We start from the raw sequence: 23819 nt of genomic DNA on the forward strand, positions 1-23819 counted from the left end.
TCACTCCCACTGTCTGGCCTGATCGTAGAACTGTCTCATCGTCGCCACGATTCGCTTCTTTTCATTGAGCGCGACGAAGAGGATCAGGAGAATTCCGAGGGAGAGCATCACGCCCCAGCGTGCCAGGGCGTTCTCCGCGCTCACACGGCCGACCTGGTAGACGACATCGAGGACGAAGCCGACCAGGCCGAGCCAGAGGAACGTCTGAATCCGGAGGCCGATGCCGACGAAGATCCCGACGAGGGAGAGGAGCAGAAGCATGAGCCAGGCGCCGAAGCTTTGAAACTGCCAGATGGGCAGTGCCAGTGAGGCATAGACCAAGGTCAGGCCGATCCCTCGGATCGCGTTGACGATGTCATTGCCGAACTCGCGGCGGTTCACCTCGGCGAACAGGATGGCCGACAGGCCGACCGGGATCAAGTAGAGTTGGGGATGGTCGGCCAACTGCCAGCCAACCCGAGACCAGGCGATCCAGAGCAGGGCGTTGAGCAGGACCGCGGCCGCGTAGCCGAGCGACTTCCACTGCCTCGTGTAGCAGGCCACACCGTAAAAGGCCGCCGTGGTGAAGAGGAGGAACAAGCTGAGTTCATCCAGGCGACCGTCCAGGATCGCCATGGCCGGCGGGATCAGCGGCAGCACAAGCGACACATACAGGGTGGGCCGGGCGTAGAGGTTCATTCTGAGACGCTGCATGACCTCGGAGAGTCCCAGGTCGAGATAGCCGAGCAGCGTGAGCACCGCCGCATCGGTCGCGACGGAGACGGGGAAATAGTACCGATAATTGAAGTAGGCCCCCAGCAGCGTCGCCTGCGCAGCATAGATGAGCCATTCCGCATTCCAGCGGCGGGCCGCCAGCACGTCGAACCCGGCGGCGACCATCAGGATCCCAACCCCTACCAACGCCTCGCCGCGGCCAAGATCAGCGGCGCTTACCCTCAGCGTCAGCGTCGCGATCGATGCCACCGCCCAGAACGATCCGAGCAGTGCCACCTGCTCGAGAGCGAGAATGACCCGGCCACGGGGCGCACCGGCCCCCGTCTTCAACGCAAAGCCGGTGATCCGCAACCGGCTTGCGAGCGCCCAGAGAGCGAGAATCGCCACGATCGTGCCCAGGGCGAAATCGAACGACCACGGAGTTTCGCCGGAAATCCAGCGCGGACGGCCGATCTGAAACACCAGGAGCGAGCAAAAGACGCACCAGGTGAGGCCCCCGACAAAGGCCGACGCGACCCGTTGCCGAAGAATCGCCTGGCTGCCCAGTGTCAGGGTCGCCAACAGGAGAGTTCCGATCGTCGTCGTGAAAGTGAGCTCTCCCCGAGTGAACGCACAGGCGATCAGGGTGAGGAGGAATCCCGCTCGATCCGCGAGGTTGACCCGACGCGTCGAGACGTTGACTCCCACCTCACCTCTCGTGTCGAAGAGGACGATTGCCAGGCCCAGCGTGGCGGTCAGCAGCGGGATCAGGTTGGTGAAGCGCCCTGACTCCGTGACGAGGACCGGGGAAATTCCGAGCCACCAGAGGAGGAGCGTCAGAACCGCGTAGATCCCAATCACACGGTTCTCGCCGAACCGAGCTCCCTGGCCCATGAGGTAGACCCAGGCCAGCAGGAGCGCAGGTCCGACGCGACTCCATCCTGCCTCCGCCATGATGGTGGAAGGGACATCTCCGACAAAGACCCAGGCAAGGGTCGCGAGCCCAACCAACACCCCAAGCAGGCTGCCTGCGATCGCGAAGGCGAGGAATGACCAGAGTTCGACGACGAAGTCGGAGCCGACCTCCTCGATCCCGACCCGTTGGCAGATCAAGGGCTCGAGCCTCTTGAGGTCGCGGCCCAGAACCAACCAGAAGACAGCCAGCAGCATTCCGGCCAACAACCAGCCGCCCGGCATCGTGATCAGGGGGTCCACGGCCATGAAATAACCCGTCGAGGCAAGCGCCGCAAACGCGTGAATCCACGCGGATTCGTGATATGCCTTGATCATCAAGAGGCAGAAAATCGAGAGACTCAATGGCACCCAGGCGTGAGCCGACCAGGGCAGTTCGAGCTCAACCACCGGCAAGACGACGAGTGTGGCAGCCACACATCCACAAATCACGGCAACATTAAAAAAAGGAAACTCGAAGGCCAACCGAGGGAGTTGTAGCCGCCGGCAGAGCGTCGGCCCAGCGTGCTGCAAGAGGACTCCGATCCCCCAGAATGCAAATGCCCCGAGCACGGCGCCCATCAACTGCTGCTCGCCCGATAGGTGAGGGAGCACCGTCAGGTTGAGCACGCAAAAGAGCGAACCGAGAACGGCATAAAGCCAGCCCGGCGCGGGGAAGCTCTTGACCATCAGCAAAAAGGAGAGAGCGATCAACGACATCGCCACCGACGACGAGAGTGACGCCGGGATCGCCAGCACGGTCAATAGCAGTGAAGACATAAAGAGCGGCCGGGCATAAACCCGAATACTCTCGAACCGACCGGACCGAAACGCAAGCCACCCGATCCGCCAGAACCCAAGGCCCTCGATAACCGCCACCAGTCCGAGAATATAGGCTTTCGACGGGTCGGACCGGCCAACGCTGAAGAGGGTCAAGTAGGTCGCGGAGACCAAAGAACCGACCGAAGCGTAGGTCAAACCGGGCGACCGCCAGGTCGCGGTGAGGAGAATCAAGACGAGGCTGTTCGCCAGCAACGCCACTGCGCTCGCGGGATAAGCGTCGCGTGAAACGAATCGCGCGAGGAATGCAAGGATGAAAACAACTGCCGTCATCCCGAGGGCCATCGTCGAGCACGGGATGGCGTAAAAATCGTCGCCTCCCTCACGACGCACGACGTACCCGATCCTCCAGAGGGCCAGCGCCGACGCCGCGGCAATCAGGGCCAGGGCCCCCAGCCCGATCCCCGGATCGGTCCAGGCCACCCGTCCCCAGCCGAGCACCAGTTGCGAAGTGACCACGAGGCCGATGCCAAGGTAGACGAGAGCCACCTCGCGGCGAAACCGGGTCAGCCAGAGCCAGGCCACGCCGCCCATCGCCATCGTCGCAGCGGCCGCCACCGTCTGACTGAGCCCTCCCCCCGCCGCCATCACCAGGGCGAGGAAGACGACAAGCAGCGCGGCGTCGGGTAATCCTGTGAGAAAGACTCGCGAACGGATCGACGTCCTCCTCCTCATCCCTTCAAGACCCGACATCAAAATCAGTGCCAGGGCCGCGGTCACCACGCCATACGGAGGGGAGAACCAGGCCCGAAATCCAGTTACGAGCCTCAGCGATCCCCATGAGGCTCCAAGAAGCCCCGCAATCGTGAGATAGACCAGGAACAGGTAGGGCAAGTCGGCGACGAGGAGGGCACACAGGCAGGCGGCGATCAGGAACGTCGAGGTAGCCGCGACCGTGGCAGGCGCGGGGGGGAAGACCGAGACGCTCGCCGCGACCATCGCCGCCACGGCGAGAATCAGGGCCACGTGGATCAAAGGGGTGCGATACGCGACGGGAACCCGCCGACTCTGGCTGACGCGTCCCGTCACCCACATCGTGAAGCCGAGTGCGATCGCGCCCAGGGCCCTGGTCCCCAAGGTGATCCCCGGTATGAGCATCGACCCGAACAAGAGCGCTCCGGCGAGCGCCGAGCAGGCGAGGTACACTCCCCTCGGCTCGGCGAAGAGCGGGATCGCGATCGCATAAAGGATCGAGTAGCCAGACATGCAGAGGACCGCCGCCTTGGGCTCAAAGGCACTCAGGACGCATGCGGCGATCGAGAGCGGAACGCCCAGATAGTGGCAGTGCCTGGCAAGCCGCTCGTCGTTCCAGCGCCTCGAGAACCGAAGTGCCAGCAGTGCGAGCAGGCTGTTGAACACCAGGCCGTTGAGCGCCTTGAACGGGAACGGGAGCTTCTGGCGATAGCCCAACACCTGGCGAGCGAGATCCTCGACCGAATGGACCAGGTCGACGACAAAGTAGAATGCGCCGAAATACCCCAGAAAGAGAGCTCCAAACGCGAAATAGAGATAGGCCGGATGGCGATAAGTGCGGAGCGAGGCCCCATAAAGCCCCAGCCCCAGCAGGGCGGTCGCCAGGATGTTCCCGCTGTAGAGCGACGAAAGGCCAGGAGGCCGGGACAGAGCCAAGGAAAAGGCCAAGGCGGAGAGAATCAGGCCGCCGAACCGCATGAGCAGGATTCGCCGCCGATCCTTTTCATACCGAGCCTGGTGATAGGCCGTGTGAACGAACGCGATCGCCGTGAGCATCACCGGCACGGCGAACAGGCACGGGTGCAGCCCCGGTTTCATGACGGCGGCGGTGCGGAGCAACCCGGATAGGAACGCGAAGGTCAGCAGTCCCAGTGAGAAGTAAGCAAACTCACGATGCTCCTCATCACTCTCGGCCTGATACCGCGTATTCAGCCACCAGACACTCGCCAGGAAGAGCCAGGGAGGGATGAGGAACGCGGAGACGCCCCACGCATAAGAGACGCCCTGCGCCGTGGCCGCGTCGCAGGCGCTCAGGGCCACGAGGGCCACGGCAAGAAAGGTCGCCCCACTTCGCCAGGCCAGGGCACGAGCCACCAGCCTGGTCACAAAAAAGAGCGCGGTGACGTCGAGTCCCAGCACGACCAAACGCGAAAGACTGGGAGCGATCAAGAGCCGCATCTCGCCCGCGAGCATGAAATTGACCGGGACGACGATCAGGGTCGTCATGAGCATCATCCGCCCCGCGCGCTCGGCCCCCCAGCGCACCAGGCCCGCGCCAAACGCGGCGAACATCAACGTGTAAACCAACGCCAACGAACACTTGCCGACCGGCGACCAGAGTCGGGGGCCGAGCAACAGATGTGCTCCCACCGTCGAGCTGACCACGATCAAGAGGACCGCCAGGCAGAGGATCAACTTCTGCCAGTGCTCCTCGAGAAACTCCCCCGCGACGCTCGACCAGGAAAAGGTCGGCCGAGCGGGCTCGGGGGCGGGTTCATCTTCAGGCTCAACGCGTTCCTTCGTAGACTCGAGCACTTGTTCAGGCTCTAGGCGTACCTTCGCAGGCAAGAGCCCATGCGGGGCCGCCGGCAGACGCTCCTCAAGAGCCCGAACCCACTGCGCCCAGACCTCATTTTGCGGTTGCAGGAGGCTCAATCGGCGATAAAGGCCCAAGGCCTCATCGAGCCGGCCGACCCGCCGCAACGAGAAGGCGAGCAAGACCATGGCTTCAGGGTGGTCGGGGTGTCGTTCAAGCCAAGGGCCGCAGAGCGCGATGACCGTCCGATCGTCGCCCCGTTTCAGGGCCGCCTGAACCGGCTCGAGCGTTTCTTCCACCGCGGCCACTTCGAACGTGGCTTCTTCCGCCAGCGGGATTTCCACGGGCGCGTCGACGACGGTTGCCGCCGAAACCCGACCGGCCCGCTCGATCTCGGTCCGCCGCGCGACCGTTTCCGCGACGACCGTCGCATAAGCTTCGGCCGAAATCAGATTTCTGGCGTGCATCGACTCCAGGCTTGCGAGCAGGTAGGCGATCGACGCCAGTTCCCCCGCCGCCCTTGAGTTCAACGATGGCTCGGCCTTTTCAGTCTCGTCCAACAAGTGCGGCCCCCTCTGGCGGAACGGATGACCTTCGTTTCTCTCGCTTCCCTGCAACATCCGCCGCCCGAATATGAGCGCCGATCACGATTGTGACAATCAGCCTCTGCTCGAATGGCCACGGATCGTGCCGCGACTCCTCAGAAAAAGTTCAGGACGAGGGTCCGAACAGGCCGATTGCACAAGAAAAACCGGTTTCGCCACCCAGTCCTCCCCGAGGGCCTGGCTCAATGGCATCTCATTTTGTGCTCACTCTCATTAGGTTCGATCGAGCATGAAGCCAGCCGAAGCCAGGGAATTGACGTTCCCGATGACTCCGCCTGGGGCGACTCCTCCGTGAACCGCTCCAAGCCAGGGGGGCAAGCCTGTCCTCAACACCATCGCAGAGCGGGCGATGCCCCCGCCACGGGAAACCCTGCCCAGATCCTGACTTGCGTATAAACTTACGGCTACGTCCGTTGAGAATGGCTCCTCGTTTCCCGTTCGACCCTCGAATCGCTGCCCGTGTTGGTCTGAGCAGGCTCGGGGCAAAATGGAAGAAGACCGTTCTTCCGGAGACGAGTCCGGTACAATGGATCCTCGTCATCATCCGATTCCTCATCACATCGGCCTGGGGCGGCAGAGGTTACGGTGTCGTCGGAAAAGCAGGGATCGGTCACGCACTGGATCGGCGACTTGAAGGCGGGGGACGTCGCGGCCGCCCAGCCGCTCTGGGAACGGTATTTTGGGCGGCTCGTGCAGCTTGCGCGGGCGAAGTTGCGTGCCACACATCGGCCGCCCGGGATCGAGGACGAGGAAGACGCGGCCCTGAGCGCTTTCCAAAGCTTTTGCGACGGGGCGGCCAAGGGGCGATTTCCCCTCCTCAGTGATCGCGATGACCTCTGGCGACTGCTCGTCGTCATCACGGCCCGCAAGGCGTGCGCTCAGGTGCAGCGGCGGACTCGTCAGAAGCGAGGAGGGGGCAAGGTCCTTGATGAGTCAGCGCTGCCGGGCGATCTGGCCCACGAGGCGGCGGCCGGGTTCGACTTCCTCGCCGGTACTGAGCCGACGCCGGAATTTGCCGCCATGTTCGCCGAGGAGTACCAACGCTTGCTCGACGCGCTGGACGACGACTCACTTCGCCAGGTGGCCCTCGATCGGATGGAGGGCTACACCAACGACGAGATCGCCGAGCGGCTCGGCTGCGCGCGCCGGACCGTGGCACGCCGGCTCGACCTGATCCGCAAAATCTGGTCAGAGGAGGAGAGCGAATGACGGCCGGCGACCGTCCCGAGGTGCTTGGTTCCAGTCCCGCCTCCCTCTCCCAGGCCCGCCGCATCCACGCGGCCTGTGAGCGGTTCGAGACCGCCTGGCGGGCCGGCGATTGCCCGAGTGTGGAAGGCGAACTCCATCGGATTCCCGAATCCGAGCGAGCGGCCCTGCTGATCGAGCTGCTCCCCTTGGAGTTGGAACTCCGCCAGGGCAGGGGGGAGTCCGTCACTGCCTTGGAATATCACAAGCGGTTCCCCAGCTTCACTCGGGTGATCGACGAGGTTTTCGGACGGGCCAACACCGACCGTCGCGGGGCGACCGTCACGCATCGGGTGCGAACCGACGACGACTCCGCTCTGAACCAGGAAGCGACGATCTTCGCCTCCCCGGTGTCGGCTCGGTCCTTCCCGACGGCCGCGAGGCCTTTGATCGGGGAATTCGGCGACTATGAACTGCTCGAGGAGATCGCGCGAGGGGGCATGGGGGTCGTCTACAAGGCTCGTCAGAAGAGCCTCAAGCGGCTGGTCGCGCTCAAGATGATCTTGTCGGGGGAGTTTGCCTCGCCGAGCGAGATGGAACGGTTCCACCTGGAGGCCGAGCTGGCGGCCAACCTCGATCATCCGAACATCGTGCCGATCTACGAAGTCGGTGAGCACCAGGGGCGGCACTACTTCACGATGAGGCTGGTCGAAGGGAGCAGTCTGGCCCGCCAGATTCCCCGATTCTGTGAAGAACCCCACGCGGCGGCGCGACTGCTCGCCACGGTGGCCCGGGCCGTGGACCATGCCCACCGCCAAGGGTTCCTCCATTGCGACCTGAAGCCGGCCAATATCTTGCTCGACGCCAGGAATCAGCCGCACGTCACCGACTTCGGCCTTGCTCGCCGGGTCGAGGAGGACAGCCACCTGACCGTCTCGGGGGCGATCATGGGAACCCCGTCGTACATGGCACCCGAGCAGGCCTCGGGCGTGCGTCGCGAGTTGACCCCGGCCGCCGACGTGTACGGACTGGGCGCGATCCTCTACGAGCTGCTGACCGACGGCCCGCCGTTCCGCGCCTCGACGGTGATGGAAACGGTGGTGCTCGTCCTGGAGCGGGAACCACCGCCGCCGAGCCAGATTCGGGCCGGCGTGCCTTCCGGGCTCGAGAAGATCTGCCTCCGTTGCCTGGAGAAGGCCCCTCGCGACCGCTACGCCTCGGCGGCCGAGCTCGCGGACGATCTCGAACGATTCTTGCGCGGTGAGGATGTGGAAGGGGACGGAGCCTGGCAGAGACTGCGCCGCTGGACCCGCCGCGAGCCCGAACTGGTCTCCCGTCTCGGCGGCCTCGGCCTGATCGCCGCGCTCACGCAGTTCAACTACCACAACACTGCGCGACCGAACCTCTCGGTGCATTTGATGGTCATGGCCACCCTGGCCCTCTGGGCCGTCGCCTCCGCCATTTATCAAATGCTTATGCGTCGCGGGTTCAAGCCGGAGACGGTGCTGCTGATCTGGGCGGCCACGGATATTACGCTCGTGACGGTCCTGCTCAAAGTCCTCGACGCATTCCAGAGCACGCTGCTCGTCGGCTACCCGCTCCTGATCGCTGCCTCGGGCCTCTGGTCGCGGGCCCGGCTGGTCTGGTTCACCACCGTGCTTGCCGAAATTGGCTTCCTGGTCCTCTTCCTCGATCAATGGCAGCATCCCAGCCCAAACCTGGCGGCGAGCCGGGCGCAGTACCCCAACATCTTCATGGCGGCGCTTGCGGTGACCGGTTTCGTCGTCGCCCGCCAGGTCAAACGCATGTGGGCCCTGAGCCACTACTATGAGCACCGGCCATTGACCTGACCGCAGCGCCCCGTGCTAACATCGTCGACGACGTCCCACGCGATCAAGCAAGCCTATGGACCTGCCGATCTCGTTGCCGAATCCCTGCTCAGGAAAGGGAGAGCCATGGCCTTCGATTTCCCCGAACTCCCCGAGATGCCCGAGCTTCCGGAACTCCCCGAAGACTATCCGATCACCGAGCATACGGTTCGCACCCTATGGAATGTCGTCCGCGGCCTGCACGCGTTGCTCCGGGCCGAGATCAACTCCTCACGCTCGATGGCGAAGGTCGTGCTCGAAGATCGAGAGAATCTGGAAACGCTCTTCGGCATCGTCAAGGGACATCACACGATCCTCGGCAGCACCATCAACATCCTCGCGGAACTCAAGGGAGAAGATGCTCCTCCGCTCGACCTGCCAGCGATGCCGACCAACCTGTCTTCGCCTGAATAAGGCCCAACAATGAATCGCAACGGCCACGCGCTGGGAACTTCACCCCGACGGAATCGCTCATGATCGAGGTTGTCTGCATTTGCAAGTGGCGGTTCAAGGTCCAGGACGAGCACGCGGGGCTCTCGATCAAATGCCCGAAATGCCGGCGGTTGGTCGACGTCCCCATCGCGCCGCCGGCCCTGGTCGTGGAAACCGACTTGGCCGCTGCCCCGGGTGAGGCGAAGCAAGGGCAGGTCGAGGGTCCCGCCCACGCCGGCATCATGGCGGAAACGGACTTGAAGGCTCTGCAAGCCTCGATCGAACGACTCGTGACCGTCAACCAGTCGATGAACATGCGGCTCGCATGGATCGTGGGACTCATGGTCCTGATCCTGCTCCGTATCCTGCTCCGCGGATGAGCCGCGACAAGTCGGCCGGTTCCTTGTTATCGATGCTTGCGCCACACGAACAACCAACCGATTCGAATGGGTTCGGGGAGTATCCGTGACCGACGATCCCAGCTTGCAGGCGGAGTCGAAGCCCTCAGTCCGCCGCGTCGAGTGGGGCTTTGCCTCGTTCGCAATTCTCTGGTCGCTCTGGCTGGTTGGGCAAGTCGCGCGTGACCGATTCTGGCTGACCGGTCTCTGCTTTTACATCCCGTCCCCCGTGATGGCCGCGGTCGGCCTCGTGGCGGCATCGGTACTGGGATACCGGAAAAACGGCCGGATCTCGACCTTGCTGGGGCTTATGACACTGGCGCCGACGCTCATGGTCGGCTTCGTGGAAAACCATTGGAGCCGACCGCTCGCCGAGGCTTCCGCCGGTCCATCGGTTCGACTGGTGCACTGGAACATCGCCTATGGCGTCTGGGGACTGGCGGGAGTTGAGCAAGAGCTCGTGCGGCGCCGAGCTACAATCTACGTCCTCTCCGAGGTCCCGCTCCCCTACGACCTGACGAAGCTCGCCGCGCGATTGGGCCCTTACCACGTGGCCGTTCGGATGGGTTCGATGGCGGTCATCGCGACCGGCCAATTGCTCGACCCAACCGAGTTGGTGAACGAGAAGAACCTCAAGGTCAACTCCGTGACTTGGGAAGACGGAGGCCAGCCCCTCAAGATCTTCGCGGTCGACGCCACTTCCAACCTCCTCGTCGCGCGCGATCCCCACTTGCGGCGTCTGGTGTCATTGATGAAGCAACACCATCCCGACCTGGTCGCGGGCGACTTCAACGCCCCTCGCCGCTCGCGTTCGCTCTGTCCGTTGCCGGATGGATTTGCGCATGCGTACGACGTCGCCGGCCAGGGCTGGTCGGCCACCTGGCCAGTCGTCGGCCCGCTCTATGCGATCGACCAGTGCCTCATCTCCGCATCGATCCTGCCGACAAAGTATGAACTCTGGTCGAACCGATTTAGCGATCACCGGTTGCAGGAGCTCGATTTCATCCCACGATCCGCGACTGAGCGAGAATCGCGATGAATTTCCGGCCCGGCCGATCACAAGAATCCTCGGTGCTTTCGCTCGGTCGCGGATCGTTGAAAAAACGGGTCTCCCTTGCTCGCCCTTCAGTCAATGCGTCGCGAGGGCCGTCTATGCCCCACAGATGAGCCGCGTCTGCTCGACGTCGGCCCGGATCTGGGTGAGCAGTTCGTCGAGGTTGGCGAACGGGCGAGTGGAACGGAGTTGCTGGAGGATGTCGAGTTCGATGGTCTGGCCGTAGAGATCGCCATCGAAGTCGATGAGGTGGGCCTCGACCTTGCGGATCTGCTCGCCGAACGTGACGTTAGGTCCGATATGGCAAGCGACCGGGTAGGTTTTCGACTGGCCTTCGAGGTGGGCCAGGGCGGCGTAGACGCCGTCGGCGGGGATGAGGGTATCGACGCGATCGAGGTTGGCCGTCGGAAACCCGAGTCCGGCACCTCGGCCCGCGCCATGGGTCACGAATCCTCGGATCCGATGGGGACGTCCCAGGAGGTGGGCCGCTTCATCGGCACGCCCTTCGTGGAGACAGCGTCGGATTCGTGATGAGGAGACGAGCTGGTTGTCGACCTTGGTCGACCCCGCCATCGAAAAGTCGAGGCCCGCCGATTCGCACCAACTCGCCAGCAGCGCCGCATCTCCGCCTCGATCGCGGCCGAAGGCGAAGTTCGGACCTTCGACCATCCCTCGCGCCCCGAACTGGCCGACAATCACGCAGTCGAAGAACTCGCGGGCCGTCAGCCCCAGTAGCCAAGGGCCGGTCTTGAAGACACCGACCTCATGAGCCCCTGCTTCTTTCAGAAGCGCGACCTTGCGTTCGGTCCAGACGAGTGGGACCGGCGCTTGCTCGGGCCGGAGGAGGGCAACAGGGTGGGGATCGAAGGTCAGGGCGATGGCGTCGGCCCCGGCGGCCTCGGCCTTGGCACGCAGCTGACGGAGCAGATGCAGGTGGCCACGATGCACGCCGTCGAAATTACCGACCGCGAGGTAGGCGCCTCGAAACCGCGTGGCGACCTCGGCGAAGTTCTCGAGCGTGATCACCGACACAAATCCTCTGTCGAATAGCAGTTCGGACACAAGCTCGCATGCGATACGGTGACCGCCGTGTCCGGGCCTAGCCATTATCACCGCGCCTGAGCAGTGCGGTCAATCCCGCGTGGCTCGGCCCATGTCATCCTCGAGACGCCTTGGCTATGATAGGGACCATCAGACCGAGGCGGCGATCCAAAGGTTCCCAGCGGATGCACGCGAAACGATGAACTTTCTGATCTTGGGAGATGGCGTCGAGGAACATGCCTGGGCCATGGCCATCGAGCGCGAGGCCGCTCATCAAGTCCGGGCCGCCTACCCCGGCTTCGACGATCTCACGGACGTGCCCCGGCCACGCGACTTCGACGACGCGCTCGCAATGGCAGGAGTCGAGGCCGTGCTCGTGGGGGGCGACCACGAAGTCCGGGTCGAATGGCTCCGCCGGGTCGCCGCGGTCGGGCTCCCCGCCATCTGCCTCCATCCTCCGGGCGACGACTCCGAGGCCTACTACCAGGTCGCCCTCAGCCGCGCGGAGACTGGCGCGGTCCTGGTTCCCGACCTCCCCGCGCGGCTCCATCCCGGGGTCACGGTGCTCCGCCGCGCCCTTGCGGACGGCGATCTCGGCGCCTTTCGAGGAATCCGCCACGAATCGTCGGCCGAGCCTGGCGACGGCGATCTCACCCGCCACCTCTTCTCGCGAATCGTCGACCTGGTCCGGTCCCTACTCGGCGAAGTCGAGGCCGTGACCGGCACCGGCGATCCCCCCGGCCAACGCCCCGACCAGAGCCTCGTCGTCCAGCTTCGCGGCCCCGAGGCACGCCGCGCCGAGGTCCGAATCGTGGCCGGCCCGGCCGAACCGGCGCGGCTGATCGTCTCGGGCGACCAAGGATCGCTCACCCTGGAATATGAACCTACATTCAAAAAACAGGCACGCCTGATTCGCCGCACCTCGGGCGGGGAGCAGAGCGTGACCGAACTCGTGCCTTGGGATCCGCACGTCGCGATCCTGGCAGTTCTCGAGCAATCGATGGCAGGGAGTGACGCTCGCCCGAACCTGCTCGACGGCACCCGGGCCATGGAACTGGCCGAGGCCACCGCCCGCAGCCTGAGGCGCGGGCGGACCGTCGACCTCCACTACGAGGAAATCAGCGAAGCCGGCAACTTCAAGAGCGTCATGACCTCGACCGGCTGCATGCTCCTGCTCGGGATCATGGTCGCCTTACCCGCCGCCCTCGCGGGGCCGGCCCTGGGCTGGAACTGGACCCTCTACATCGCCTATGCGATCCCGCCGCTCCTGGTCCTCTTCATGCTCATGCAGTCGTTGCGCTTCGCGGTCCGAGAATCGAAGCCGACGACGGCGGAATCCCCAGAACGCTGAGCAAGTCGGTTCGTGTTCAGCGGCTCAGGACTTGTCGGCCGCCGCGGGGACACTGCCGGGGACTTGGACTTCACCGTCCGAGACTGTGAATAATCGGCTTCAAGCAATGGATACGCCGAAGCCGAGGCAATTACGGCCTGGCTGGCATTGCTACTGCAAGTAAGCTTCGCCGAACCCGTTTCTCTCGACGTCAACGCAATCGGCCTTGGCATCATCGTCGACCTAACATTTCCCGTAGGGTGGGCACGGCCCACCATCCTAACCTTTGATTTGGCAAAGAGATAGGAAGGTGGACCGTGCCCACCCTTCTATGAAAGCCCACCGCTCGTCAAGGCGTCTGTCGCATTTTTTTTCCAGGATTCGCTCCCACTCAGGACAATTGGGGGGGAAGACAGGCGTCGAACTGATTGGTGTTTACGTAGTTTCCTCGTCTCCCCCTCCTGTCGAGCCGGAGCCGAGTCCGGCGTTCGACTGATTCGTCGCTTTCAGCTGCTCGAAATCAAAATATAAACGATTCGCTTTCGTCTAGGAGCCCACGCGGGTTTCAACTCGCCCGCGATTGATCGTCTGGATGTCTCGCCGCTGCTCGTCCCACTCTTCTATCCGAGCGTCAGCCCGAGGGCCTAGCCCCAATGGGTGTTTCGAGACGGTCGAAGGGGACGACCCCATCTACGGACGAGCATCAAGCCCAAGGGTGGGTCGAGTCGCCCCCTTCAACACGGGACGCAACGGTGAATCATACAATACCAAGTATCACAATATGAAAACGCGAAAGGTCATGCAGCTTGCTTCAGCGTGATCGGTCCTCCCGCGACTTGATGGAATAGCCAACGGACCCAACGGTTGCCGACCGCCGCGGCGACCACGCACGCGGGCTTGCCGGCCTGCCGCATCGACGCGGCCAACGCCTTCCAGCGGGGATCGTAGCGGATCAGACGATGGGCGGCTTCGATGATCAGGGTACGCAAGTGCTCGTTGCCCGCCTTGATCAGGCCGGCGTCGGCCTGACGCTGGCCGCTGGAGGCGTTGCGAGGCGACAACCCGCAGTACCGCGCCATCTGCTTGCCGGTGGTGAACCGATCGAATCGGCCGATCTCAGCTCGCAAGGCCCAGGCCGTCACCATCCCGACTCCGGCGAGCAAGATCAGTTGGCTGACGACCGGATCCTCGGAAGTCACCTGAGCCAAGCGGTGTTCCACTTTGAGGATCGCGTCGGCGATGTCGCGGAGATCCTCGATCAGGCGATCGGCGATCCAGCGGCCTTCGCTCCCGAGTCCCTCGGCGGTCTGAAACCAGTCCATCCAGGCACGGCCCCATCGCCGCGACTTGGGTTCGACGACGCGGGTGTCGCGGAGCAACGCGGTGATGCGAAGCTTGGTGTCGCGGCGGCGGTTGGCTAGCTGCTGACGATAGCGGGTCAGGGCGCGGAGTTGGCGGACGTCCTCGGGAGCCAACCAGACCTTGGGCAAATAGCCGACGCGGACCAAGTCGGCGATCACGCGTGCATCGGCCCAATCGGTCTTGTCAGGAGTCTGCTTCATCCGCGCAACATAGCCGGGGTGAGCGAGGTTGATGCTCCAGCCGTGCCGGGTGGCCAGTTCGTCGGTGAGGTTGGCGGCGCCGGGGCAGGCCTCGATCGCCGCCCTAACGTCGTGACCGAAGGGTGCGACCAGCTTGACCAGGGCCTCAGCCTGGTTGGTGCAGGGCCGATTCGCGAGGATCTTGCCGGTGGTGTCCATGACGCACACTTGAATCGAAGCCTTGTGGTAGTCGAGGCCGACGTAGATGGTTACCTTGGACATGGCCTGTTGCTCCGCTCTGTGGGATGGGGTTCTACTCCTCCAGGGTAAACCCCGCGATCGTGTCGCGGCAGGAGCAACAGGCTTTCATCCCCATCTACGGGAAGATCGGATTCTGGCCGCCGATCACTCATCAATCGTTAACAACAAAACAACTTACCACTTTTAGATTCATTCACTTCGAATAACCCGTTGCGGAAACCGCAAGAATCATCGATTCCTTAGCGCTTTCGCGGATCGTTGAATGAATTCACAACCTCTCTGGGTGGCTGGGGTCCGTACTCGGACCCCGCTCTTCTGGACTTCCCAGGAGCATGATCTCCTCCTGCCAGATGAGCGAGGCCAATCCCTTCGATCACCGCCCCCAGTTGCGACGTCGCACGAACCGCTTGCAAGCTGCCCCCAACTCTGAATACCGTGGTACCGTCGCAAAGCGTTGGTCTGAGTATTGATGATTCGAGAGGTGCCTTGCCAGTCCATCCCCTTTCGACAATGGCAACAACGAGCGGAATTGACACCATGCCCAGTCGCCAACCCAAGCGCAGCAGAGTGCTCCCATCCCAAAAGCAACCCGAGCCTGTGGCCGAACTACGTCAGGCGCTAACCAAGCGAAAGAAAGCAGAACTGGTTGAAGTCCTGATGGAACTGGCCCAGGGGGACCGTGGGGTCCTCCGGAAGCTCACTGCCAGATTCGACGTGGCGATGACCCTCGACGCTCTGGTCGCCGCGACGCGTCAGCACATCGCGGACGCGACCGACTTCGACGAGCGAGACGCCAACCGCAACTTCGACTACGACGACGAAGCCTACAGCCAGGTGAAGCGAAATCTGGAGTGCATGATCGGCTCGGGTCAGTTGCAACATGCCATGCTGCTCGCACTGGAATTGATGAAACAAGGCAGCTCTCAGGTCGAAATGAGTGACGAAGGACTCATGACCGACGACATCCAAGAATGTCTGAATGTTGTTATCGCGGCACTCAGAAAGTGCGACTTGCCCGCGGCCGAGGTGATTGCCTGGTGCTCGGCAATGGTCGATAACGACCGCGTCGGCTTCATCGCCAGCGAGTCACTTCAATCGTTGCAAAATCACTTTCAGAAGCTCGCGGCACGTTAGGCATTCCTGCCGAACGCCTTAAGACGACTTGTCGGCCGCCGCGGGGACACTGCCGGGGACTTCACCGAAGCTATCGAGGCTCTTGCGAAGCGTGGGAGCGAGGGCATCGAATCGTTTGGATTCGAGAGTGTATTTCACCTCGTAATCGAATCGACCGCCACGGAATCGGCGTTCGAGAATCGTCATCGAGAACGGGCCGCGCTGGGTGCGAACCACGGTCTCCAGCGCGTCGAGTTTCCCTTGCTTGACGACCTCGCACGAGAGCACCTCGCAATTGGGCTCGACCTTGCGGAGTTGATCAGGCACTTCCTTGACCAGCGCCTGGAGGTCCAGGGGGCCGTGCGGCTGAGCCAGAACGAGGGCATTGTCGGACCAGATGCCGGTGGCCGGTCCATTGGCGAAGAAGAGGGCCACTTCGCTGGGAGCCAACACCGGCCGCCATGCTTCCGGTAGGTCGATCGCGAACTTGAACTCGCGCTGAACCCAGCGGTTGGTCGCCTTGTCGAGGAGGTCGGCTCCGGTGTTGGGAGCGGAAAATTCGATCGAGGCGACCAGCGCATCAAAGAGCGGCCGGGCGGTCGCATAGGTGGCGTCGTCCACATTGAGCGTCAATGTGTACATTTGCCGGTTCGCCAGGATCCGCACGCTGAGCTCACGCCAGAGGCCCCCCGAGCGGGGTCGAAATTCCCAGATCGTCTCGAGCCGTTCTGGCTTCGCGTCTTTGACCACCTCGTTGCGCGCGAGCTTGCGGCCGGCCGGCCCCGCTCGTTTGGCGTTACCGTCGATCCGGGTCCGGTACTCGTCGAGATTCTCGGGCGCCAGGGCGAGTTCGCAGGCCACCACCCCCGGACGCTCGGGATCGTCCTGGCGGATCAGGGCAACGAAGACCCGGTCTTCCTGCTCGCGCGCGGCGATCGGCCAGTCTTTGGGGATCGACGCCTTGACGCCGTACTTGGGCGCCTCGAAGGGGACGGTCGCCGGGACCGGGTCATCGGCCAAGGCCAACAGCGCGAGCAGCGGGATCAACGTCGTCATCTCGGCGGTCCTCGCGGTCCGAGTCACTGATCAAGTGGGAAGCGGCCGATCGATCAAGAGTCGCGGATGAAGTCGGCCGCGAACGAGCGTACGGTCTTGCCGTTGAGCACGTGGAACCGGCGGAGTTGCTCGATGAGCTGACCGCCGAAGCGATGGAGGGGAAGCGGGACGATCTTGCGGTTGTAGCGTCGCGCCAGCCTTCGCCACGAGGCCAGCGGCGGCCGCGCACTCACGACCGCGACGTGGCGTTCCTTGCTGTGCAGGAAGGCCGCGGCCAGCAGGCGTTCCTCGAGCGTGTCGGCGAAGTTGAGCCGAGGGTCTTCCCAGATATCGTAGATCGGGCGCGGAGGGAACAGGAAGAAGGCGCCGCCGTACTCGGCCTGGGCGATCCCGGGGCCGATCATGTTCTTCATGTGGTCGGTGGCATAGAACGCCAGCGTCGATTCCTCGGAGTGCTCGGCGTACCAGGTGGCGCGGTTGGTATACACCTGCGGATCGGCCGGTACATCAAAGAGGAAGACGACCACCTCGATCGTCCCCCGGCTCGGCGGAATCACCTTCACATAGAGGTCGCCGGTGTGCCAGTTCCGCAGCGTCTCGCGGATGTCGAGCCCGTCCATCACGCTCGACGTGAACTTCTCCGACCGGGCGAGGTCGGCCCCGAGGATCGCCTTGGCCTGGTCGCGGACGTGGCGGTGGAAGCTCTCGATCCGATCGTCTTCCGGCGGCCAGGAGCACATGCCAAACGGGTTCCAGCGCTGCTTCCACGCCTGGCGATCGCGTTCCGGAGGGCGGGGCCGCAACTCGCACGACCGCCAGCTCAAGGCCTGACCCGACAGCCGGCTGACCATCCGCGCGGTCCCCCAGCCCGGCACGTCCGCCTGGTCGATCCCCATCCGTAACAACCCGCCGGCATCGTCCGTCCCTACCCCCTTCGCATAGGGGTACTCCCGGGCCGTCTCGGCCAGGGCGAGAGCAAAGTCATCGCCGGCCGTCTGTTTCGCCGCGATGATCAGCGAGTACAGGTCGGGGGTCAGCCTGCGCTCGATCAGCGAGAGGTTGCGTACGTAGCGGAAGAAGATCGAGAGCAACTGGGGCGTGACCCGCTGCGCCACCTTGGGCAACTGGACTTTCAAGCGGTCGCGCGCCTGGAGAACCATCTCCTTGACGCCATCGACCGAGAGGTTGTCGTCGGGCTCGAGCTCGCGTCGGCCCCGCTCATAGAGTCCGGTCAGGAACGGCAGTTCACCGAGCAAGAAGATCAAGGTCGCCGGGTCGGCGGAGAACGTCTGGATCGGCGAGAAGAAGGGGTCGGGGTCGGGCGGCTCGAGTCCGCGCTCGTAGGCATCACGAATCCAGGGCCAGTCGAGCAGGGAGGTGACCAGGAGGATCGAGCGATGCTTCGCTTCCAGAACGCGAAGCTGGCTGGCCATCCAGGCGATCCGGTCGGCGTGCTGGCCGGGGGAGGGGGGGGGAATGGCCGGCAGCATGGCCGCCGCGAAGCCTTCGGGGCTGACTCGTTTCAGGGCATACGGGTCGGGGAAGTCTCCGGTCTTCGCCTCGAAACGAGGCGTCTCCATGTCGATGAAGGCCCGCGCGATCCGCTCGCCGATCGCCACCCGGAGCGCGGCAATCACTCCCTGACAGGGGTCGATGGGGACGTAGCTGAAGCCTTGGGTCGCGTCATCGGGGTCGGCGTCGAGCTGGGCCACGACCGAGATGGCGGGGAGCCGCTCGACGGCTTCCTCGACGTCATCCTGAAACGAAGGGGGCAACGGCACCGCCACGCAGTCGTAGTGGCGATTGAGCAACTCCTCGCGAACCCGGATGGCGAAGTCGCCCGAGCCGTGGATGATCGGCATCACGCGGACGCGCGGGCCGATCCGCAGAAAGTCTTCGGACGTGGGTCTTGGTGGGGTCATGGTCGGCGCGCTGGCTCGGATTTTCGGAGTGGGACGCTCCCACAATCATCGCGGCTTCGGAACGAGATTCCACGGTGGGCGCTCATGCCCCCCTCGACAAGACTCAAAAATCCTCGTCTTCTTCGTCCTCGTCGTCATCATCATCGGAATCCGCATCCGGATGAAGAGGATCCTCGGGTCCGAAGAAGAGGTCGCCGAGTCCCATGGGCGCGTGCTGCCCGCCCATCGCTCGACGCTTGCGGCGGGCAAGGTCTTCGAGGTCGGCGGCTTCCTCACCGAGAACGCAAACGAGGGCCTCGCGCCAGGCCTCGTCTCGGCCCAAGGGGTGCGTGAGATCCTGAGCCATCCGCTTCAGGGCGTATCGGAGCAGGTTGATCCCGTCACGCGGCGAGAAGTCGAGCTTCAGGGAGTGCGCCTGCTGGAGAAACTCGACGGTCAGGGCCAGAAGCTCGACCTGGGCGAACGGCAGGTGATACTTGAGGATCTCCATCTCATCGTCGCGATTCGGGAACCCCAGGGTCAGGGTCGGCTGGAGCCGCGAGAGGATGTAGTCGGGGACCTCGTAGGTCGACTCATCCTCGTTCATCGTGACGCAGGCGCGAAAGTCGGGGTGGGCGGGGATCATCACCCCGGCCACAACGCTCTCGACGTAGCGGCGGTGATCGAGCAAGGGCGCCAGACTCGCCCACGACTTCTCGTTCATCCGGTTCCCCTCGTCGAGCACGCAAACGCCACCGGTCAGCATCGCCGAGACCAGGGGGGAAGCGTGATAGGCGATCTTGCCGCTCTCGGCAAGCACAGGGGTGACGAGCAAATCTTCGGGGCGAGTGTCCGCCGTGCATTGGTTGATGTAGAGCGGTTGTTCGCGGAGCCGGGCGGCGGCCATTGCCAGCGTCGTCTTGCCGATCCCAGGGGGGCCGAGCAGGCGAGGCGAGAGCGGCCGGTCGCGAGGATCGACGACCAGCCAGCACGCCAGCAGTTGCTTGAGGATCGCATCCTGGCCAATCCAGCCCTGCTCGGTGGTGTCGGGATTGCTCAGGTGGAGCGTCACGCCCCCCAGCTCGACCGTTTTCGTCTGATCTGACATCACATCTCGGTCCGGTTTCCGCCACGGTCCCGTGGGCCCGGTTCGAGCCACAACGCGAGCGACCGCCACGTTGGCTCCAGTGTAACCATTCGATGCCCGACGGGCGAGCGCCAGGTCAACACGACGAGTTGGCGAGGCCCGATTGTCAAGCGGCGCCCTGGCGACTAACTTGTGACGATGCCCCAGGCCAATCGCCCCGTTCCCGGAGTTGAAACTTATGGAGCCTGTTCCCCCTCCGACTGAAATTGCGAGCGACCACCTCAATGAAATTGGGGCGATGCAGGCGATGGTCAAGGCCATCCGGATGCGGATCCTCAGCGGCTTACTGCTGGCCCTGCCGATTGCGCTGACGCTCTGGATCGTTTACTGGCTCTACTCGACCGTCCAGGGGATTGTCCTGATCCCGATGGGCAGGCTCACCACCTATCTCTCCGGAGAGACCCCCACCCCGTCATTCTGGTGGGAAGGGGTGGTCGCTCCGTTTATCGGGGTCGTTACCGTCCTCTGCTTCCTCTATGTCTTGGGGTTGCTCGTCCACTCATCGTTGCTGCGCGCGGTCCACTGGGTTTTGCTTCATGTGCCGATCGTCACCACGATCTACAAGGCGCTCACGAACGTGGCCCAGTCGCTGGGCAATCAGATGAAGGGCAGCCCGTCGAAACGGGTGGTCCTGGTCGAGTTCCCCCACCCAGGGCTACGAGCCTTGGCCTTCGTGACGAATACCCTGAAAGACCCCGCGACCAACCAGACCATCCTCTGCGTCTGCGTCCTGACCGGCGTCATGCCCCCCGCCGGATTCACGCTCTATGTCCCGGAGGAGTCGGTGACCAACCTCGACTGGTCGGTGAATCAGGCCTTGCAGGCGATTCTCTCGGGCGGGATGACCTCGCCCTCGGTCATCCACTTCTCCAACGGCCTTCACGTCGACACCACCGGCGGCCCACTCATCGATTCCCATGGGAATCCGATCACGCCCGAGCATGTCTCCGAGAATTAAGTGTGCCCTGTGACCTGTCATCCGAAGACGAGCAGGGAGCGTCGACTCCCTGGCTTTCGCCGCCCAAGGGAAGCCAGGGAGCACCCAGGCCAACAGAATCTCATCTGTTGATTCAACAAAGACTTGCATCAGGAAGTCGTGGCTCCAGCCGCAACCTCGGCGTTTCCTGACGAGACTTCGGTGGCCAGGGTGCTGCTTCAAGTGCGACAGGGTGAAGCGGTTCAGCCAGGCGAAGTTCTCACGCAGGTGGTCGTGTCGAATCCGCGACTCGTTCTTGGACCGCCCAGGCGAACCGCTTCACTCGGTAACATCCAAACTTGACCGGGTTGCACACGCTGCCCAGAATGGATGTTGGGAGGTGGTTTCGCATGCGGCGTGTGGCGGCCCTGCTCAGTCTGATCGCGGCTTTCACCGGCACCCCACTTCGGCAGGCGGAGGCGGCGGGTGATTTCGCACGTTCGTTGTCGCGGTGCTTCGAGCCGGCCAGCCTCGAAACGCTCGATGGCGGCGTTGGCGATGATTCCGGCGTCGTCACCCTGACCCAGATGCACGGCGACTTCGCCGCTGCCGCCTTGCTAGTGGCCGATCCGTTCATCCTGCCGCCTGCGTTGGGAATGCCGAGCATTTCGCCCGAAGAGGCTGAGGGATTAAAAGAACGGGTCTGGTGGCCGCCCGCCCCGCCCAACATCCGCCACGCCTGGTTGCAAATCTTTCTGTTTTGAGTCGTTCGGAAGCGGCGTTTCGCCGTCGCGTGCCCGCCTGCGGTGCGTGCCGGCCGGATACTCTGCGTCCCGAACTATCCGACTTGAAACAGGAGATTATTCATGCGTACCGCCCTTGCCGGTCGTCGCTCGCTTGGTTTCACGCTCATTGAACTGCTGGTGGTGATCGCGATCATCGCCGTGCTCATTGGCTTGCTTTTGCCCGCCGTCCAGGCGGCCCGCGAGGCCGCCCGCCGCATGCAGTGCTCGAACAACCTGAGACAGATGGGGCTGGCGATGCACAGCTACCATGCGACACACGAAGTCTTCCCGCCCGGCTATATTACCGGCACGCAGACGTCGCAGCCGAACAGTCCCGAAACCGGCCCCGGTTGGGGCTGGGGAGCGATGCTGCTGAACAATCTGGAGCAAACGGCCGCCTATAACGCGGCGAATTTCCGCCTGCCGATCACCGTGCCGGCTTCGTTGACGATCCGCACGATCAGCCTGTCGGTGTTCCTCTGCCCCAGCTCCACCGGAGGCAGCGGCCCGGTCGTCCTCAAGGATGCGGCTGGAACCACGCTCGTCACCGATCTGTCGCCGAGCCAGTATGTCGCCTCGGCCGGGCAGCTCGAGGTGGAAGAATTCCCGGCCCAGAATAACGGGCTATTCTACCGCAACAGCCGCAACGGCGTTCGCGACATCACCGACGGCACGAGCACGACGCTGATGGCTGGGGAGCGCTCACGCAACACCGCCGATGCGACCTGGGTAGGCGTTATTCCCAATTCGCAGGTCTGCACCAACCCGAAATGGGCGGTGAAGTCGTGCGAAACGGCCAATGTCATGGTACTCGGCCACACCGGGCCGTCGCCCGATCAAGGGTGGGTGGACGTGCCGAATTATAAAGGGGCGGGGGCGGATGATTTCTGGAGCCTGCATCCCGGCGGGTGCAATTTCCTGTTCGCCGACGGGTCGGTGCGGTTCATCAAGGAATCGGTGAATCCGAAGATTTTCAGCTTCCTCTCGACGCGGGCGGGCGGCGAAGTCGTCAGTGCCGACCAGTTCTGATCGAAACCTCCCCTCGGTGCACCGCCGAGGGGATTTGCTATCTGGCCAGTCAACAATAGGGGAATTGATGCCAACACCAGTCACTTCAAAATTGATGCCAACGCCAGGCACTTCAATGGGGAAGACTGAGAGGTTTGCGTAGAGCTTCGCCCTGGTTCGCACTCTCGATCGACTTCCCAAAACTCCTGGCCTACTCAGCTTAGGTGCCTGGCCACCGCATTGCACCAGCCTATCAGGCGATGATGTGGGGCACGCCATAGTGAGCGACATGACGATCGCGGCTGACGAATTTGAATCCTTCGTGGAGGGCCTGGGCGATCAGCAAGCGGTCGAACGGATCGCGGTGGTGATCCGGCAGTGTTTCGACGGCTAAGGCGTGTGGCACGGTGATGGGTAGCGGGAGGAACCGATTCGCGGTCATGGCCGCCTCCAGGTCCTGGGGAGCATCGAGCTTGCCCAAGGCACGCTTGATGGCGATTTCCCAGACGACGGCGGCGGAGACGTAAACGGTGTTTTTGCCGTCGCCAATCGCCTTCCTGGCGGCTTTCGAAAGGAGTTGAGGATCATCGAGCCACCAGAGGAAGGCGTGGGTATCGAGGAGCAGTGTCATTGCGGCTCGATCCCAAAGGCGGCGGCGATGTCCTCGGGCAAGGCGTCGAAATCGTCCGCGATGTGGACGCGGCCTTTCCATTGCCCGCCGACGCGGGGTGATTCATCGGCGCGAATGGGTACCAGACGGACCATTGGCTGTCCGGCCTTGGCGATGATGACCTCTTCGCCGTTCATGGCGCGCTCGACCAGCTTGGAGAGTTGGGACTTGGCTTCGTGGATGTTGGCGATTTCCATGCTGTTCTCCTGATTTAGCTAAGCTTAGCTCAATTCTTCGCAATTGACAAGGGAAACGTACAAGCCTGCATGCAAATCGCATCCCGACAGCTTCACGGGAAATAATCCCCTTTATTCCCGTTAAGGCCATTGCTAGACTCCGACGCGTGTCAAAGCCGCGTGTAATTGCATGCAGGCCTAATACTCAGCCGCTTTTCCATTGGGCGGCTCAAGCGATGAATGAAGAAATGGCAGAGTACCAGCGGGGTGTCTGCTGGGAATGGAAGTGGTGGACGCAACGCGAGCGGCATTGGAACCACGATCATTGCATTGGCTGCT

General features: G+C 63.3%; 18 protein-coding genes. 10 read left to right on the top strand and 8 right to left on the bottom strand.

Translation table 11 applies throughout. From position 1 onward, the window contains the following. Positions 1 to 5556 (bottom strand): tetratricopeptide repeat protein, encoded by a 5556-nt coding sequence (locus tag V5E97_RS00170; protein ID WP_406697224.1) that lies wholly within the window; start codon positions 5554 to 5556, stop codon positions 1 to 3. 627 nt (positions 5557 to 6183) lie between these two features. On the opposite strand from V5E97_RS00170, the gene V5E97_RS00175 reads away from it, so the two are divergent. The 5 genes from V5E97_RS00175 (at position 6184) to V5E97_RS00195 (ending at position 10520) form a co-directional block, all read left to right on the top strand. After that, positions 6184 to 6807: an ECF-type sigma factor gene (locus V5E97_RS00175; RefSeq protein WP_406697225.1), complete on the top strand. Its 624-nt coding sequence runs from the start codon at positions 6184 to 6186 to the stop codon at positions 6805 to 6807. Beyond that, entirely contained in the window at positions 6804 to 8633 is a 1830-nt protein-coding gene (locus tag V5E97_RS00180; protein ID WP_406697226.1) for a serine/threonine-protein kinase, read from the top strand. The genes V5E97_RS00175 and V5E97_RS00180 overlap by 4 nt, the downstream gene beginning before the upstream one ends. Before the next feature lie 105 nt (positions 8634 to 8738). Next, complete coding sequence (locus V5E97_RS00185) at positions 8739 to 9065, top strand: hypothetical protein (RefSeq protein WP_406697227.1); 327 nt, start codon at positions 8739 to 8741, stop codon at positions 9063 to 9065. A 59-nt stretch (positions 9066 to 9124) separates the two neighbouring features. Then, positions 9125 to 9463 (top strand): hypothetical protein, encoded by a 339-nt coding sequence (locus V5E97_RS00190; RefSeq protein WP_406697228.1) that lies wholly within the window; start codon positions 9125 to 9127, stop codon positions 9461 to 9463. Between the two features lie 85 nt (positions 9464 to 9548). Continuing rightward, positions 9549 to 10520, top strand: a complete 972-nt coding sequence (locus V5E97_RS00195) for a hypothetical protein (RefSeq protein WP_406697229.1) — start codon at positions 9549 to 9551, stop codon at positions 10518 to 10520. 111 nt (positions 10521 to 10631) lie between these two features. On the opposite strand, the gene ribF is transcribed toward V5E97_RS00195, so the two are convergent. Next, positions 10632 to 11561 carry a riboflavin biosynthesis protein RibF gene (gene ribF / locus V5E97_RS00200; RefSeq protein WP_406697230.1) on the bottom strand — a complete coding sequence of 310 codons (930 nt, stop codon included), beginning with the start codon at positions 11559 to 11561 and terminating at the stop codon, positions 10632 to 10634. Positions 11562 to 11775: 214 nt separating this feature from the next. On the opposite strand from ribF, the gene V5E97_RS00205 reads away from it, so the two are divergent. Then, positions 11776 to 12927: a Gfo/Idh/MocA family protein gene (locus V5E97_RS00205; protein WP_406697231.1), complete on the top strand. Its 1152-nt coding sequence runs from the start codon at positions 11776 to 11778 to the stop codon at positions 12925 to 12927. Positions 12928 to 13703: 776 nt separating this feature from the next. On the opposite strand, the gene V5E97_RS00210 is transcribed toward V5E97_RS00205, so the two are convergent. Continuing rightward, complete coding sequence (locus V5E97_RS00210; RefSeq protein WP_406697232.1) at positions 13704 to 14729, bottom strand: IS110 family RNA-guided transposase; 1026 nt, start codon at positions 14727 to 14729, stop codon at positions 13704 to 13706. Between the two features lie 516 nt (positions 14730 to 15245). Here V5E97_RS00210 and V5E97_RS00215 point away from each other — a divergent pair. Beyond that, positions 15246 to 15842 (top strand): hypothetical protein, encoded by a 597-nt coding sequence (locus V5E97_RS00215; RefSeq protein WP_406697233.1) that lies wholly within the window; start codon positions 15246 to 15248, stop codon positions 15840 to 15842. A gap of 18 nt (positions 15843 to 15860) precedes the next feature. Here V5E97_RS00215 and V5E97_RS00220 read toward each other — a convergent pair whose 3' ends face one another. The 3 genes from V5E97_RS00220 to V5E97_RS00230 form a co-directional block, all read right to left on the bottom strand. After that, the gene (locus tag V5E97_RS00220; RefSeq protein ID WP_406697234.1) at positions 15861 to 16877 is read right to left on the bottom strand and encodes a hypothetical protein; all 1017 of its coding nucleotides are present in this window, start codon (positions 16875 to 16877) and stop codon (positions 15861 to 15863) included. A 53-nt stretch (positions 16878 to 16930) separates the two neighbouring features. Beyond that, positions 16931 to 18799 carry a hypothetical protein gene (locus V5E97_RS00225; RefSeq protein ID WP_406697235.1) on the bottom strand — a complete coding sequence of 623 codons (1869 nt, stop codon included), beginning with the start codon at positions 18797 to 18799 and terminating at the stop codon, positions 16931 to 16933. A 103-nt stretch (positions 18800 to 18902) separates the two neighbouring features. Continuing rightward, positions 18903 to 19886, bottom strand: coding sequence for an AAA family ATPase (locus V5E97_RS00230; protein ID WP_406697236.1), 984 nt, complete (start codon positions 19884 to 19886; stop codon positions 18903 to 18905). A gap of 217 nt (positions 19887 to 20103) precedes the next feature. On the opposite strand from V5E97_RS00230, the gene V5E97_RS00235 reads away from it, so the two are divergent. From V5E97_RS00235 to V5E97_RS00245, 3 genes are all read left to right on the top strand, one after another. Beyond that, on the top strand, positions 20104 to 20883 hold the full coding sequence (locus V5E97_RS00235; protein ID WP_406697237.1) for a DUF502 domain-containing protein: 780 nt from the start codon (positions 20104 to 20106) through the stop codon (positions 20881 to 20883). Positions 20884 to 21251: 368 nt separating this feature from the next. Next, complete coding sequence (locus V5E97_RS00240) at positions 21252 to 21605, top strand: hypothetical protein (RefSeq protein WP_406697238.1); 354 nt, start codon at positions 21252 to 21254, stop codon at positions 21603 to 21605. A 102-nt stretch (positions 21606 to 21707) separates the two neighbouring features. Further along, positions 21708 to 22655 carry a DUF1559 family PulG-like putative transporter gene (locus tag V5E97_RS00245; RefSeq protein ID WP_406697239.1) on the top strand — a complete coding sequence of 316 codons (948 nt, stop codon included), beginning with the start codon at positions 21708 to 21710 and terminating at the stop codon, positions 22653 to 22655. A 232-nt stretch (positions 22656 to 22887) separates the two neighbouring features. Here V5E97_RS00245 and V5E97_RS00250 read toward each other — a convergent pair whose 3' ends face one another. Beyond that, a complete protein-coding gene (locus V5E97_RS00250; RefSeq protein ID WP_406697241.1) occupies positions 22888 to 23265 on the bottom strand; it encodes a type II toxin-antitoxin system VapC family toxin in 378 nt (125 codons plus the stop codon). Then, positions 23262 to 23501 carry a type II toxin-antitoxin system Phd/YefM family antitoxin gene (locus V5E97_RS00255; protein ID WP_406697242.1) on the bottom strand — a complete coding sequence of 80 codons (240 nt, stop codon included), beginning with the start codon at positions 23499 to 23501 and terminating at the stop codon, positions 23262 to 23264. The genes V5E97_RS00250 and V5E97_RS00255 overlap by 4 nt, the downstream gene beginning before the upstream one ends. Positions 23502 to 23819: the final 318 nt, after the last annotated feature.

Origin of the sequence: Singulisphaera photorubra, assembly GCF_045290345.1 — a bacterium.
In the GTDB taxonomy this organism is placed as follows: domain Bacteria; phylum Planctomycetota; class Planctomycetia; order Isosphaerales; family Isosphaeraceae; genus Singulisphaera.

What these genes read in the sequence shown, in the direction of transcription:
- V5E97_RS00180 (WP_406697226.1), top strand. Translation starts at nt 6,804, where the DNA reads ATGACGGCCGGCGACCGTCCCGAGGTGCTTGGTTCCAGTCCCGCCTCC.
- V5E97_RS00185 (WP_406697227.1), top strand. Translation starts at nt 8,739, where the DNA reads ATGGCCTTCGATTTCCCCGAACTCCCCGAGATGCCCGAGCTTCCGGAA.
- V5E97_RS00190 (WP_406697228.1), top strand. Translation starts at nt 9,125, where the DNA reads ATGATCGAGGTTGTCTGCATTTGCAAGTGGCGGTTCAAGGTCCAGGAC.
- V5E97_RS00205 (WP_406697231.1), top strand. Translation starts at nt 11,776, where the DNA reads ATGAACTTTCTGATCTTGGGAGATGGCGTCGAGGAACATGCCTGGGCC.
- V5E97_RS00210 (WP_406697232.1), bottom strand. Translation starts at nt 14,729, where the DNA reads ATGTCCAAGGTAACCATCTACGTCGGCCTCGACTACCACAAGGCTTCG.
- V5E97_RS00215 (WP_406697233.1), top strand. Translation starts at nt 15,246, where the DNA reads ATGCCCAGTCGCCAACCCAAGCGCAGCAGAGTGCTCCCATCCCAAAAG.
- V5E97_RS00220 (WP_406697234.1), bottom strand. Translation starts at nt 16,877, where the DNA reads ATGACGACGTTGATCCCGCTGCTCGCGCTGTTGGCCTTGGCCGATGAC.
- V5E97_RS00225 (WP_406697235.1), bottom strand. Translation starts at nt 18,799, where the DNA reads ATGACCCCACCAAGACCCACGTCCGAAGACTTTCTGCGGATCGGCCCG.
- V5E97_RS00230 (WP_406697236.1), bottom strand. Translation starts at nt 19,886, where the DNA reads ATGTCAGATCAGACGAAAACGGTCGAGCTGGGGGGCGTGACGCTCCAC.
- V5E97_RS00235 (WP_406697237.1), top strand. Translation starts at nt 20,104, where the DNA reads ATGGAGCCTGTTCCCCCTCCGACTGAAATTGCGAGCGACCACCTCAAT.
- V5E97_RS00240 (WP_406697238.1), top strand. Translation starts at nt 21,252, where the DNA reads ATGCGGCGTGTGGCGGCCCTGCTCAGTCTGATCGCGGCTTTCACCGGC.
- V5E97_RS00245 (WP_406697239.1), top strand. Translation starts at nt 21,708, where the DNA reads ATGCGTACCGCCCTTGCCGGTCGTCGCTCGCTTGGTTTCACGCTCATT.
- V5E97_RS00250 (WP_406697241.1), bottom strand. Translation starts at nt 23,265, where the DNA reads ATGACACTGCTCCTCGATACCCACGCCTTCCTCTGGTGGCTCGATGAT.
- V5E97_RS00255 (WP_406697242.1), bottom strand. Translation starts at nt 23,501, where the DNA reads ATGGAAATCGCCAACATCCACGAAGCCAAGTCCCAACTCTCCAAGCTG.